Genomic DNA, 15,062 nt, shown 5'->3' with positions numbered 1-15,062 from the left:
ATAGTTCCCTCCTTATCGTTGTAGAAAAGTGAAATAACGGGATAGTGTCTCTTAACCTAATGTTTTGTTTATAATACTTTCTTCTAGTAATTCTGTCAAAAATGAGAAATGAAAGCGCTAATGCATGATAAAAGAAATTCGACATAAAAGGACTCAAATAAGACTTGTCTTTTAATGAAAGTCTACATACAATACTATTGAATAGCAATTTAGAAGTGTCAGATAACTTGTTTTTATAAATGAAAATAGGGAGTGTTGAAATGAAGACAATTGCAGAGCTTGAAGATCTTATGACGAAACCATCAGCAGAACTAATCAATGATCTTAGATTAGTAGATGGTGATATCTTAATTTTAGGTATTGGTGGAAAAATGGGACCAACATTAGCGAAGATGACGAAACGAGCGATTGATGAAGCAGGTTTGGATAAGAAGGTGATTGGCGTTTCTCGGTTTTCAACGGGCAGTTTAAAAGAAGAGTTAGAGGACTTTGGAATTGAAACAATCGCTGTTGATTTATTAAATGATGAGCAACTACAATCACTCCCGGATGTAAAAAATATTATTTTAATGGCAGGGAATAAATTTGGAACTGCTGGCAATGAACATTTCACATGGGCAATGAATGCTTATTTACCGGGTAGGATTGCAAATAAGTTTAAAAATTCCCGTATCGTTGCATTTTCATCTGGTAATATTTATCCACTGACGAGTGTGGTGAGTGGTAATTGTTCTGAAGAGACAGCTGTTAGTCCGATTGGTGAGTATGCACAATCTTGTTTAGGGAGAGAGCGTATCCTAACAAATTTTTCTCGTAAAAATGAAACGCCACTGCTTCTATTTCGACTAAATTATGCAATTGATATGAGGTATGGAGTGTTAGTAGAAATCGCTCAACAAGTTTTAGAAGGTAAAACTATTGATTTAACAATGGGGAGTGTAAACGTAATCTGGCAAGGAGATGCAAACGAATACGCAGTAAGGTCATTGTTACATTGCGATACTCCACCAAAGATAGTGAATGTGACTGGACCGGAGACCATTTCAGTCCGTTGGTTGGCAGAGGAATTTGGAACGCGATTTGATAAGAAACCGCTATTTGTCAATGAAGAACAGCCGACAGCATTGTTAAATAATGCTTCCAAAGCACATCAGTTATTTGGATATCCAAAAGTAACACTTCAACAAATGATTGATATGACGGCAGAGTGGTTGGTCAATAATGGAGTAACGTATAATAAACCAACCCATTTTCAAGAAAGAAAAGGAGCATTTTAAATGTTGAATCCTGCTGTGAAAAAACAATTACTTGAGGGAACTGTTATTCCGGCGCATCCATTAGCCCTGACAGAAGAACGGCAACTTGATGAAGCGGGTCAGCGCGCACTTACTCGCTATTATATAGATGCAGGTGTGGGTGGGGTAGCTGTTGGTGTCCATACAACTCAGTTTGAAATTCGTGATCCGCAATTTAGTTTATTTGAAAAAGTATTAACCCTTGCGATTGTAGAGATGAGGAAGGCACAAGTTCCCGATTCATTCATAAAAATTGGCGGAATTAGTGGCCCCATAGAACAGGCGATTAATGAGGCGGAATTTATAAAAGCGATTGGCTATGACCTTGGATTGCTAAGTATGGGAGGATTACACAACGCTTCTGAGGAAGAGCTACTTGATCGGACTGAAAAAATTGCTGAGATTATCCCGGTTATTGGATTTTACTTGCAGCCGGCGGTAGGGGGACGGATTCTTTCCTATGATTTTTGGAGGAAGCTTGCTGATATACCGAATGTTCATGGCATAAAGATCGCACCTTTTAATCGATATCAATCTCACGATGTTATTCGAGCGGTTTGCCATTCCAAAAGAAATGAAGAAATAGCTATTTACACTGGAAATGATGACAATATCGTTAATGACTTGTTAACGACCTACCGTATTGATGTAGACGGTAAAAAGATAGAGAAACAGATTGTCGGGGGGCTACTTGGGCATTGGTCAGTCTGGACTAAAACAACAGTAGATATGTTTAATAAGATAAAAAACATTCGATCTAAAGGGAACATTCCAAGCGAATTATTAACATTAGGGCAAGAAATAACCGATGCAAACGCTGCTTTTTTTGACCCGAATAATCAATTTAAAGGGAGCATTGCAGGTATTAATGAAGTGTTGGCAAGACAAGGAATTTTGAAAGGCCGTTGGTGCTTACTTGATAAAGAAAAATTAAGCCCAAATCAATCGGAGGAAATAGATCGTGTGTATGTCGATTATCCGCATTTACATGATGATGCTTTTGTGAAAGAGAACTTAGACAAATGGTTTAAAGAGTAAGGAGCGAATGAAATGAAATCAATTATCGCAAGAAATCAAAATGTTCATATTGTTAAGTGTGTGAAACCGGCGATTAAACCTTCCTATCTATTAATTAAAACACTGCACTCGGTCATTTCACCTGGGACTGAACTAAGCTTGATTGGAATTAGTGAGGATAGAGATATCACATTAGGCTATAGTGCGGTTGGTGTTGTTATGGAGTGTGGTGAAGGTGTGGAAGATTATCAAAAAGGGGATATTGTTGCCTGTTATGGTGCTCCATATGTAGGGCATTCTGACTGTCTATTAGTTCCAACGACATTATGTGCAAAGGTTCCGTCTGGCGTGGAGGCAAAGGAAGCAGCTTTAGCAGGAATTGGTGCGATTGCAATACATGCACTAAGGATTGCAAAACTAGTATTCGGGGAAACAATTGTTATTATTGGCCTAGGATTACTTGGTCAAATGATTGCTAAAATAGCCAATGCTGCTGCATATAATGTGATTGCCTTCGATATTCAAGCAGAAAGAGCCGCAATGCTTAATGAAGAAACGAGTATTCGTTCTTTTTCTACTATCCCAGAGATGGAAAGCGAAATCGAGAAATGCACGAAAAAATATGGGGCAGATGCGGTTCTATTATGTGCAGGTGGTAAACGTTCATCGCTGACAAATCAAAGTTTAGAGTGGATTCGACATCAAGGGAAAGTCGTAATTGTCGGTGACATTGAACCGGACTTTCCTAGAAATTTACTGTTTGCGAAGGAAGCGCAAATACTTATTTCACGCGCTGGTGGGCCAGGACGATATGACCAAGTTTATGAGAAACAGGCAATCGATTATCCATACGGTTACGTACGCTGGACAGAGGGAAGAAATGTGGCAGAGTACTTACGTTTAGTAAATGACAAGCGGATTAATGTCCAATCATTTTTAACGGATGAAGTTGATTTTCAGGATGCGCCAGCTGCTTATGATGAGTTGTTCAATAAAAAGTCAACGACATTGACGAAGATTATTAACTATTAATAAGTCGAAGTAAAGATTCCCATCAAATCCGCTTCGGCTATCCCTTGTAAGGCGCCTTTACTCAGTTTATATAATTAGTATTTTGAATAATTTAACTATTTAATCGAGTACTATTCCTATTATATAGAAGGGAGTTATGTCTATGTTGAAAGTTGGTGTGATTGGAGGAGGTTCTATTTCCGAGTTTCATATTATTCCATATATGAAAAACGATGGAGTAGAGTTAGTGGCGTTATGTGATAGCAATGAACAGCGTCTAGCCAAAGTTGGTGAGCGCTATAGTGTCACTGAACTATATAGTAGCTATGAAGAGTTATTGCAAAATCCGAAAATTGATGCGGTTAGTATTTGTACGTGGAATAACACACATGCAGTGATTGCAATTGCGGCATTGGAAGCAGGTAAGCATGTTTTGGTTGAGAAGCCATTATCTATGACTGTTGCACAAGCATTAGCTGTCGAAGTGGCGGTTAAGAAATCCGGTAAAGTACTACAAGTTGGATTTGTCAGACGTCATGGAGACAATACAAAGCTACTCAAGCAATTTATTGACCAAGATGAACTTGGTGAAATTTATTACGCCAAGGCTTCCTGTTTAAGAAGGCTGGGTAATCCTGGTGGCTGGTTTAGCGATCAGTCGAAATCTGGTGGTGGGCCGCTTATTGATTTAGGTGTCCATATGATTGACATCTGTTGGTATTTGATGGGGAAACCACGACCTGTCTCAGTTAGTGGGAATACATATTCAAAGTTAGGCAATCGTAGCCATATACAAAATCTATCGTTCTACCAAGCAGCTGATTACGACCCTGCATTAAATGATGTGGAAGATTTAGCAAATGCACTCATTCGGTTTGACAATGGAGCCTCTTTGTTTGTAGATGTTAGCTTTACACTTCATGCCAAAGAGGAGGAGTTATACGTAAAATTGTTTGGTGAAAAAGGTGGCGCAGAAATTGAACCGAAATTAGTGATGGTAACGGAGAAAAACAACACGATTTTAAATGTTACACCACAAGTTGATAATTTGAGCTTCGATTTTGAAAAAGCCTTTAAAAACGAAATCAATCATTTCGTTGACTGTTGTAAAGAAGGAAAAGAAACCATTGCACCTGTTGCTGATGGTGTGCAAATCATGAGAATGTTGAATGCCGTCTATGAGTCAGCAAAAACAGGCAAAGAAGTATATTTATAAATGAAAACGGTGGATAAAGATGTTGTCATCATAGGTGGTGGACTTGGTGGTTGTGCAGCAGCGTTATCGGCATGTGCCAATGGATTACACGTCTTGTTAACAGAAGAAACTGACTGGATCGGTGGTCAAGTCACTTCGCAAGGGGTGCCGCCTGATGAACATCAGTGGATCGAAGAATTTGGTTCAACACGGAGATATCAAGCGTATCGTAGAAAGGTAAGAGAAACTTATTTACGAACAATGGATGTGAAAATTTCTAAAACACCTCTTAATCCGGGGAATGGTTTGGTCAGTAGCATTTGCCATGACCCGAGAGTTAGTCTGCACGTATTGAATGAAATGCTCCTGCCATATGTCTTAACTAGCCAGCTTACGATTGTATTGAACACGATAGTTACCTCGGTTGAAAGAAATGGCAGAACATTAACTAGTGTAACCTATAAAAATACTGTAACTGGAAAAGAAGAAGTGGTTACTGCACCCTATTTCATCGATGCTACAGAAGCTGGAGATCTATTGCCGTTAGCAGCTGTCGATTACGTAACAGGTGCGGAAGCGAAAGCAGATACACATGAACCGCATGCAATGACAGTAGCCGATTCTGACGATATTCAAGCATTCACATATGTACTCGGTATGGAATACCGGCAAGGAGAAAATCATACGATCCCGAAGCCGGAGATGTACGAGTTTTGGAAAGAATTCCATCCAGCTATTTGGCCCGATAGCTATTTAAGCTTTTTTGCGCCACATCCGATTACGAAAGAAAAAAGAGAATACACGCTTTTTCGTGAAGAGACAGGTTTTCCACTTTGGGAATACCGACGCAGCTTTGATAAGCAACAGTTTAATACGCCAGTCGATGCAGGTGATGTCAGTTTAATGAATTGGCCGCAAAGCGATTATTTCTTAGGTAACATTTACGATGTGTCCGATGTAGAAAAAGAGAAACATATCTATCAAGCAAAACAGTTAAGCTTGTCCCTTTTGTATTGGTTACAAACCGAAGCGCCGCGGCCTGATGGCAGTAAAGGATATCCAGGGTTGAAACTTCGTAAAGATCTATTCGCAACTGAAGATGGCTTAGCAAAAGCAGCCTATATTAGGGAATCGAGACGGATCAAAGCGGAATACACAATCGTAGAGCAGGATGTTTCACCTGATTTTAATGAAGGGAAGACAGGAAAGTTATATGTTGATCGTATAGGGATTGGCTCATATAGCATCGATTTACATCCAAGTATGACCGGGAGAACCTATCTAGATATAAAAGCGTTACCCTTCCATATCCCTTTAGGTGCGCTGATTCCGACAGATACAGATAACCTGTTAGCAGGTAGTAAAAATATAGGAACAACACATATAACAAACGGTTGCTATCGCCTTCATCCAACAGAGTGGAATATAGGGGAGGCATGCGGTGCATTAGTTGTATTTTGTATGAAGAACAACACAGATCCCAAAACAGTTCGTGAAAATAAACTGTTGTTAACAGAGTTTCAAGATCAGCTAAGAGCAGATGGCTTTGAATTAGAGTGGCCAGCAGAATTTTATCGTTAGTGAAAGTCAATCGACGTGGAGGGATCGCATGAATATTAGTGTAAGTATGTATAGCTTGGCATCCACTATCCGGAAGGAAAACTGGTCGATTGTCGATTTCATTGACTATGCCAGCAGTATTTCAACGGATGGGGTGGAATTGCTCGATATTTATTGGACGAATAATGACGATAAAGACGAAGAAATCGAAGAAGTACTTACCGCATTGAAAAGCTATAATTTACAAGTGTCTGCATATGATATCACAAATAATTTTGTGAAAGAATCAGTTGAAGAACGTGCTGAAGAAGTGGCAAAGGTTTTACACGGTATTCAAGTTGCGAAAAAACTTGGAACGACAATTGTTCGCGTATTTTGTGGCGATATCCAAGGTGACTTAACATATGAAAATGGATCGGCCTGGATTATAGAAGGTTTGAAGAAATGTGCAGAAATAGCTGAAAAAGAGGGAATCTATTTAGCTATTGAAAATCATGGCTTATTAGCCGGTAAGAGTAAGCAAGTAAGCGAGATTATAAAGGCGGTGAATAGTCCTTTTGTAAAATCGACGTTTGATACCGGGAATTTTTTGCTTGTCCATGAAAAGCCGACAGAAGCATTTAAGCGGTTGAAAGATGAAATTGTTCATGTTCATTTTAAAGATTTTCGTGAAAAAGTAGAAAATGAGTCACTCCGTGGCTTTCGTTCATCAGAAGGGGTGGAACTAATTGGGGTTATTCCAGGTGATGGTGAAGTGGATCTCGCTTATATTGTAAATGGATTAAAAAATTCGAATTATGATGGTTGGTTATCTATTGAATATGAAGGACATGACGACGCGAAAACGGCTAATGAAGAAGCAGTTAATCGTTTAAGAAACCTATTGAGATAGGGAGGTGGAAATAATCATGAAAATTATATTTGCTAACTTAGAGAAACTCGACTTTCGAAATACATTTAAAAATGTAAGTGTTATAGACTCGGTTGACCAACTAAAAAATGCTGCTAATGAAGATGTTACATATGTTTCAGCCATTTCTGAAGAGCATTTGAAAGTTGTATGGAATAGCAAATATGAAGTTTATATTCCATTCACTGAATTAACAGCTGACCATCAAATGCTAGGCTGGCATGTGTATTTTGATTTAGAAAACTATCCATTTTATCAAAAAGTAAAAGGGATGATCGATAAAGAAGAAAAAACTAAAGGCGTTTTTCGTTTTAGACGCATGGTGAAGCAATATGAAAACAATTCATTACTCACGGGCGATTTATATGTATTATCGTCATTACTTGGGGAGCCTCAACGTATTCAAGTAAAACAAACGGCTCAAACTGTGATTCCAGTACATACGATTATTTTGATGGATTTTGGTGGAGGAACAATGGCGCATATTGAATATACAGTGACTAATCAGGAGCGAATAGAGCTTGAATGGAGCGGAATTAAAACGATCTTAGAATTTGATAGTGATCAGATGAGACCGATTCTGCAAGGAAGTAAGGCGTCTCTACCATTAGCCTATTCGGTCGATGCCATTTTAGCAACAGCTCAGAAAGTAGATCAGGTGCTCGTTAATCGATTGAATTATTTTAGTAAACTATTCAATGGAGGTGCTCATACATGAAGGTTGGCATGATGAGTTTTGCACATATGCATGCATACAGTTATGCGAATGGCGTAAAGAGATTACCGAACGTTGAGTTAGTGGGCATCTTTGATGAAGATATTGAAAGGGGCCAAGAAGTCGCCAAAACATATAATACGGACCACTACAGTGACCAAGCAGAATTTTTAGCATTGGAAATGGATGCTGTCATTATTTGCAGTGAAAACAATCGTCACAAAGAAATGGTTGTAAATGCCGCGAAAGCAAAGAAACATATCCTCTGTGAAAAACCAATTGCAACGAATCTTAGAGATGCTAAGGAAATGATTCAGGTATGTAAAGATCATGCTGTTATTTTGCAAATTGCTTACCCTGTACGCTTTAGCTCACCGATTCAACAAGTAAAAGAAATGATTGATAACGGAGAACTTGGTGATATTATAGCTTTCCGGACAACCAATCGGGGGCAGAATCCTGGTGACTGGTTTATTGATGAAGGACAATCTGGTGGTGGTGCTGTATTAGATCATACCGTACATATGGTCGATATCATGCGCTGGTATTTAAATGTAGAAGTAACGGAGGTCAATGCAATTATTGATTCCTATTTTCATGATATTGCTATTGATGATGCTGGTCTTCTCACACTAGAATTTGAAAACGGCGTGATTGCTTCTCATGATGCAAGTTGGTCCCGTTTTACAGAGTACCCAACATGGGGGGATGTAACGATTGAAGTGATTGGGACAAAGCAAACAGTGAAAGTAGATGCATTAAAAGAACATATTAGGATGTTCAGCAGTGGAGAAAAATCATTGCAACATGTTTTTTATGGTAACGATATGGACTTTGGATTAATAAATGATTTTATCAACTGTGTAAAAGAAGGAAGAGAACCTTCTATCACAGGTTATGACGGACTGAAATCATTAGAGGTTTCATTGGCGGCCTATGAATCAAGTAAATTTAAAAAGGCGATTAGGTTATAGACACTAATAAGGGCACTAGTTTTCGTCAATTATGATAGGAAGCTGTAGTGTCCTTTTGTTGTTTGATGGAAAAGGGGTAAAACCTTCCATTATATATTGAACAAATGAATAACTATATCAACTGAGTGAAGGCGCTTTACAAGGGGGAGTGCGGGAGACATCCCCTAGCGCCGTAGCGGATTTGAAGGAAATCTTTATTTCAACTTCTATATTTAAGAAAGGTGTTGTTAATCATAGACAAAATTATTTACTGGAATAATCACGAAACGGTTTTGTTCGCTGTTGAAGAGTTAAGAAGGTTAATGAGAGAAGCAGGACATGAAAGTACAATCGATGCGCAGGCGGAATTCACTGCACTTAATAAAAACATGAATAGAGTTATCCTGCTAACAACAAACGAATATCATTCTTTGAAGGATATGAGAAAAACAATCATACTAAATGATGATGGTTTTGCATTGATTAGATCAGAGCATGATATGTGGATTATTGGGAATGAGCCCCGTTCTATTCTCTATGGTGTTTATATGTATTGTAAAAAGCAGTTTGGTTACCAGTGGATTGATTTGGACAAAGAAACAATCGTTAACCCTCATTCACCAAAGAAAGAAGAACTATATATCCATGAACCGATGTTTGCTAGACGTGGAAATATTATTGAAACCATTAATGATCCCGGCTATATCAATACCCTCATAGATTGGGGAGTTAAAAACGGACAAAATGAATATTTCTTCACGTTCTTCTTATGGAATGAGGTTAAATCATACGTAACTTCTGCGTTACGTAAAAGAGATGTTCAAGTGACGTTAGGCGGTCATAGTTTAAGTTACTTGCTTAGAAAGATACAAAAGGATACGAACGAGAATATGCTCAAGCAAGAAGAGAAACTAAAGTTCTTTGCTGAAAATACATATCTTCAGGATAAAGTCATTCAAAAAATAGTCGCTATCTGTTTGGAAAACAAAGTGATTACTAGAATATCGTTGTGGCCTGAAGATATCGGAATTGACGAGAAAAACGCGAGTGGATTTTTACCGACATATATTCGATTTACTGAAAAAATGAAAGAAGTGCTTGATAAAGAAGGGTTACACGTAGAAGTAGAATATATTGTGTACAATGCTGGGTTGTCTTGGAACATGCTGGAAAGGGAAAAACAAACAGAAGCATCTGATCAAGTCGATGCGTTATATGCCTATTGGGGAAGGGATTATTCATCAGCCATAAATTCAAGTGATTATAGGCAAGTTAGAGCCTATCAAACATTGCAAGACTGGAATGAGCAAACGAAAAAATGCGGGAAATCGTTAACAGTTCTTGAGTACTATAGTGATCATTTTATGTTAACGGAGCTCTTCCCGCCACTTCTTATGAGAATACAGCAAGATTTACATGATTATAAACAATTGACTATAAACGGTGTATTAAATTTAATTGTACCAACGCATCAAAAACAACACTATCCAGAGCTAGAGGTTAACTACCCCTGGAAATGGATTCACCATTTTAATAATTACGTATACACAAGGATTGCCTGGGGTGAAAAATATGAAGTGATTGCAGAAGAATATTTCACTGTTTTTAATGAGGATAAAGCAGCATTTCATGAGATGCTGCTCGAATTAGAAAAACTTTTATCACAGCATACGAAGTGGAATGCACCACTTTTTCCTGCTCGAGTAGTGGATCCAGAAAAAGTCCGAGAGCCGATAAGTCAATTAAAGATACCTTCCTATTTACGCGATGTATATGAGCATTTGGCGAAGCTGGATATGACGGAGACTGAATTATTACTTGTCATTCAGACAAAGGATAATTTTAAATCATTTACAACAAAAGAAATGATGTCGATCTACTTCTATTATTTAAAAAAAGGAACCGAGATTTATTCAACTGCATGGGCATTAAAAGAAGAACAATAAAGCCTAACAGAATATACGGAGGTTTTACTTATGGATTTTAGTAAACTGCATTATTATGTACCAACAAAAAAAGTCAACAAGCCAACGTTAATTGAAAAAAACCTGATTATATACGGAGGAACACCAGCGGGAATAACGGCAGCTATTCAAGCGACAAGAATGGGTCTCACTGTAGCAATCATTGAGTTTAGCAGAAATATTGGTGGGATGACTGCGAGCGGATTAGGAGCTACAGATCTTGGCGCTGAAAATGCTGTTGGTGGTCTTTCAAGAGAATTTTATAATGAAATAGCGAAGTACTACCGAAAAGAGAAACAATGGAAATTCGAACCGAAGGCGGCTCAGTATGTATTTGATAAATGGATGAAAGATTGTGATATTCCGGTCTATTTAAACCAACATCTAGCAGAGGTAAGTAAAGAGAATGGGGCAATCATTGAAATTATAATGGAAAATGGGTCTCGCTATAAAGGGAAAGTCTTTATGGATTGTAGTTATGAAGGTGATTTATTAGCTAAATCAGATGTTAGTTATTTTGTTGGACGAGAATCAAATGCAACGTATCAAGAGATTTATAATGGCGTCCAATTTGGAGCACCGCATCATAAATTTGAAAAGTGGATTGATCCTTATGTTGTGGAGGGGGAGGCAGAGAGTGGTTTGTTGCCGGGAATTACAGAAGATGATCCCAAACAGTTAGGTTATCAAGGGCAAGGAGATCATCGAATTCAAGCGTATAATTTCCGGATTTGCTTGACGAAGGAACGAAAGAATCGTATTCCATTTCCAAAGCCATCACATTATGAATCAGATCGATATCAGCTTCTACTTCGTTATATTCAAGCGGGTGTTTGGGATGCGATGAACCTTCACACGATGTTGCCAAACGGAAAATCCGATTTAAATAATTATGGCGCCATTTCGACGGACAATCTTGGGATGAATTATGACTGGCCTGAAGGTAGTTATCATAGACGTGAGGAGATTTTTCAAGATCATTTGAATTATGATTTGGGGATGTTGTACTTTTTAGCTAATGATTTACGTGTACCAGTAGAAATCCGTGAGGAAGTAGCTGCCTGGGGATTACCGAAAGATGAATTTGAAAAAACGGGAAACTGGCCACATCAGTTGTATATCCGTGAAGGGAGAAGAATGATTTCTGATTATGTCATGACAGATCATAATTGTCTAAAGCAGACATTTGTTGATGATCCGATCGGTTTGGCATCATTCCATATGGATTCTCATAACTGCCGACGTGTCGTGATTGATGGCAGGTGTGTGAATGAGGGAGATGTTCAAGTACCAATTGCTCCTTATGCGATTTCGTATCGTTCCATTCGTCCAAAGTTTGAGGAATGTACGAATTTACTTGTTCCCGTTTGCTTGTCAAGTTCACATATTGCTTATGGTTCGATTCGAATGGAGCCGATATTTATGATTCTTGGGCAGGCAGCAGGAACGGCGGCAGCTCTTGCCTATAAACATGAAATAGCTGTCCAAAATGTAAATTATGAAGAATTGAAACAGGAACTTCTAAAGGCGGATCAAGTTGTCGAATGGGGAGAGGAGATGATGGATGATCCGATTAAACGAATGGAAGAAACGTTTGGAAAGGAATAACCATTACAGTAGTGGAGGGATCTAGATGAAAATCATTGCTTGGAAACGCGATAGATTAGAAGAGCTAGTAGAGTTATGGAATAAAGAATTGGCCATAGATTTTCCGATGCGTAAAGAGCTGTTTATACAGAATAGTTTCACTGACGTGAACGTTAGCTATGAAGGTTCTTATATCGCAGTAGATGATCAAGACCATGTGATTGGATTTGTAGTTGCTAAACGATGGCAAGAAACAATAGACGTGAAAATGGATCCTAAAAGGGGCTGGATCCAAGTGTTATTAATAGACAGTGCACACCGGGGGAAAGGGCTTGGAACAAAGCTTCTTAAACGTGCAGAAGAACAATTAAAAGGAAATGGTGTTGAAGAGATGCAATTGGGTGGTGACCCCTTTCACTATTTCTCGGGTATACCGGATCAATATAAGGATGCACAAAAGTTGGCGGAAAAACATGGCTACACTAAAAGAGTAGACACATATGACCTGATTAATCACCTGGATAAAAAATATGACTTACCTGTTGATAAATCAGTTGCATTTTCAATCCTTAAAAAGGAGGAAGAAGATGATCTAATTTCATTTCTAGAAAGATGTTTTCCCGGAAGATGGGTCTATGAAACGATGAAGTACTTTGAAATGAATGGGGATGGCCGAGAATTTGTTGTCGTCAAAAAGAAAGGTCAAATCATAGGTTTTTGTAGAATAAATGATAGCCACTCGCCATTCATTGCACAAAACATTTATTGGAGTCCCCTTTTTGAACAAGATGTCGGTGGGATTGGTCCATTAGGGATTGATGCGAATGAACAAAAGCAAGGGTACGGATTAGCGATTGTTCAAGCAGCAATAGCTTATTTACAAGAACGAAACACTGAAACTATAATTATTGATTGGACAATTTTAGTGGACTTTTATAAAAAACTAGACTTTAATCCATGGAAAATATATGGCGTTTATTTAAAGGATTTGAAGTGAAGATTTTAAAGAAGGTGTAGTGAGTAATGGGGGTCCGCCAACACGGAACCAAATTGTTTGAACAGGTGATCCAATTGGCTTATGAAACATTTCTTGAATAGGGCCAGACATCGATGGGGTGGCCTAAATAAGTCTTATCCCGCATTAACGGGCAGTAAGATCCCCACTTCAAACACGAGAAGAATAAGTGGAGAGTCAACTAATCGTAATAGCCCGAATGGTTATGCTAACAATCAGTGGAGGATGAAGAATCCCCACTGATTGAAGACTTTTTTAATTGCGGTGAAATTTCCGCAGTTTATACATAGCTTTGTTGCAGAAAAAATGAAAGCGATTAACATACATTCTTTATAGTTTACATTCAAGGTTTATGGTAAGATACTTTGAATGTAATTGGATAAAGAAGGGAAGGTGTAGTAATGGCATCAGCCGAAACTGCAAAAAGACCAGACAAAAAACTGAATTTATTTCATTTAACATGGCCAATTTTTTTAGAAGTCTTTCTTTTTATGTTGATGGGTATCGCGGATACATTCATGTTGAGTGCATTGTCAGATGATGCTGTGTCAGGTGTAGGGGCGGCAAATCAGTATGTTCATATTGCCATTCTCATCCTAGAAGTTGTTGGGAACGGGGCGGCAATTGTTGTATCACAATATCTCGGCTCGAAAAGGTATCTTGAAGCATCCAAAATTTCAGCATTAGCGGTTACATTAAATTTAATTGTCGGTCTTCTTATGAGTGTTATTTTCGTTATATTTTCAAAAAATATGATGATTGCTATGAATTTACAAGGCGATGTACTGGAGCATGCTTCAAAATATTTAATCATTGTTGGCGGAGCGATTTTCTTACAAGCTATTATTAATTCGTTATCAGCGATTATTCGTGTACATGGCTTTACAAAACAAACGATGTTTGTTTCATTAGGTATGAACATTGTTCACGTAGTCGGCAACTATGCACTAATTTTCGGGAATTTTGGTTTTCCAGAGTTAGGGGTACAGGGTGCAGCAATTTCTTCTGTTGTCAGTCGCTTGCTTGCATTGGTTGTTTTCTTTTGGATACTTTATCGAGTAATGGAATACCGTGTAGAGTTCCGCTATTATATTACATTGTCAAAAGAATATATTCGTAAAATATTACAGATAGGCATTCCATCCGCATTCGAACAGGTGATGTATCAAGGGTGTCAAATTGTCTTCTTATACTATGTAACTTACTTAGGAGCGGAATCATTAGCAGCAAGACAATATGCTGTGAACATATCAATGTTTACGTATTTATTCGCGATTGCGATTGGTATGGGAACGGCGATTATTGTTGGAAGGTTTGTTGGCGGAAACGAGCAAGACGAGGCATATACGAGTGTTTGGACAAGTGTCAAATGGGCATTTCTGTTTACGTTATGTATGGTGACACTCGTTATCATATTCCGCTATCCATTGATGAGGTTGTTTACTGATAACACTGAAATCATTGAAATAGGGGCATCCGTTTTACTTCTTAGTATTTTACTAGAAACCGGGCGTACGTTGAACATTGTTATTATCTCCTCATTGCGTGCAGCTGGAGATGCAAAATATCCGGTTATCATTGGTTCTTTTTCAATGGTAGCGATGAGTTTGCCATTAGGCTATTTTCTAGTGTTCGAATTAAACCTTGGGCTCTTTGGAGTATGGCTAGCGATAACTGTAGATGAATGGACGCGTGCTATTATTATGTATTATCGATGGAAGAGTAGGAAATGGGAAAGATACGCTCTTGTATCGCCGAAAAAGAGTCGTCAGTGAATACAGATAGTCAAACATAGAACTTGGAACAGTTGAATAATATATAAAGCGTGTCACTTAGAGCT

General features: G+C 38.3%; 12 protein-coding genes. All 12 read left to right on the top strand.

The genetic code is table 11. From position 1 onward, the window contains the following. Nucleotides 1–260 precede the first annotated feature (260 nt). The 12 genes from MKZ26_RS04755 to MKZ26_RS04700 all read left to right on the top strand — a co-directional run bounded on the left by MKZ26_RS04755 (nucleotide 261) and on the right by MKZ26_RS04700 (nucleotide 14,997). On the top strand, nucleotides 261–1,277 hold the full coding sequence (locus MKZ26_RS04755) for an NAD-dependent epimerase/dehydratase family protein (RefSeq protein ID WP_340764751.1): 1,017 nt from the start codon (nucleotides 261–263) through the stop codon (nucleotides 1,275–1,277). Beyond that, complete coding sequence (locus MKZ26_RS04750; protein WP_340764749.1) at nucleotides 1,278–2,333, top strand: dihydrodipicolinate synthase family protein; 1,056 nt, start codon at nucleotides 1,278–1,280, stop codon at nucleotides 2,331–2,333. It begins immediately after the preceding gene. 12 nt (nucleotides 2,334–2,345) lie between these two features. Further along, nucleotides 2,346–3,344, top strand: a complete 999-nt coding sequence (locus MKZ26_RS04745; RefSeq protein ID WP_340764747.1) for a zinc-dependent alcohol dehydrogenase — start codon at nucleotides 2,346–2,348, stop codon at nucleotides 3,342–3,344. A 142-nt stretch (nucleotides 3,345–3,486) separates the two neighbouring features. Next, nucleotides 3,487–4,539: a Gfo/Idh/MocA family protein gene (locus MKZ26_RS04740; RefSeq protein ID WP_340764745.1), complete on the top strand. Its 1,053-nt coding sequence runs from the start codon at nucleotides 3,487–3,489 to the stop codon at nucleotides 4,537–4,539. After that, on the top strand, nucleotides 4,540–6,099 hold the full coding sequence (locus tag MKZ26_RS04735; RefSeq protein ID WP_340764743.1) for an FAD-dependent oxidoreductase: 1,560 nt from the start codon (nucleotides 4,540–4,542) through the stop codon (nucleotides 6,097–6,099). A gap of 28 nt (nucleotides 6,100–6,127) precedes the next feature. Next, nucleotides 6,128–6,970, top strand: a complete 843-nt coding sequence (locus tag MKZ26_RS04730; RefSeq protein WP_340764741.1) for a sugar phosphate isomerase/epimerase family protein — start codon at nucleotides 6,128–6,130, stop codon at nucleotides 6,968–6,970. Nucleotides 6,971–6,986: 16 nt separating this feature from the next. Then, nucleotides 6,987–7,706 (top strand): hypothetical protein, encoded by a 720-nt coding sequence (locus MKZ26_RS04725; RefSeq protein ID WP_340764738.1) that lies wholly within the window; start codon nucleotides 6,987–6,989, stop codon nucleotides 7,704–7,706. Next, nucleotides 7,703–8,677, top strand: coding sequence for a Gfo/Idh/MocA family protein (locus MKZ26_RS04720; RefSeq protein ID WP_340764736.1), 975 nt, complete (start codon nucleotides 7,703–7,705; stop codon nucleotides 8,675–8,677). The genes MKZ26_RS04725 and MKZ26_RS04720 overlap by 4 nt, the downstream gene beginning before the upstream one ends. Nucleotides 8,678–8,898: 221 nt before the next feature. Then, entirely contained in the window at nucleotides 8,899–10,602 is a 1,704-nt protein-coding gene (locus MKZ26_RS04715) for an alpha-glucuronidase family glycosyl hydrolase (RefSeq protein ID WP_340764734.1), read from the top strand. 30 nt (nucleotides 10,603–10,632) lie between these two features. Next, nucleotides 10,633–12,228: an FAD-dependent oxidoreductase gene (locus MKZ26_RS04710; protein ID WP_340764733.1), complete on the top strand. Its 1,596-nt coding sequence runs from the start codon at nucleotides 10,633–10,635 to the stop codon at nucleotides 12,226–12,228. Between the two features lie 25 nt (nucleotides 12,229–12,253). Continuing rightward, nucleotides 12,254–13,204: a GNAT family N-acetyltransferase gene (locus MKZ26_RS04705; RefSeq protein ID WP_340764731.1), complete on the top strand. Its 951-nt coding sequence runs from the start codon at nucleotides 12,254–12,256 to the stop codon at nucleotides 13,202–13,204. A 419-nt stretch (nucleotides 13,205–13,623) separates the two neighbouring features. Next, nucleotides 13,624–14,997 carry an MATE family efflux transporter gene (locus MKZ26_RS04700; RefSeq protein WP_340764729.1) on the top strand — a complete coding sequence of 458 codons (1,374 nt, stop codon included), beginning with the start codon at nucleotides 13,624–13,626 and terminating at the stop codon, nucleotides 14,995–14,997. Nucleotides 14,998–15,062 lie beyond the last annotated feature (65 nt).

The sequence above is a fragment of the Sporosarcina sp. FSL K6-6792 genome, assembly GCF_038004885.1.
Classification (GTDB): domain Bacteria; phylum Bacillota; class Bacilli; order Bacillales_A; family Planococcaceae; genus Sporosarcina; species Sporosarcina psychrophila.
The sequence above is the reverse complement of the archived record's forward strand: the minus strand, read 5'-3'. Positions and strand labels throughout refer to the sequence as shown.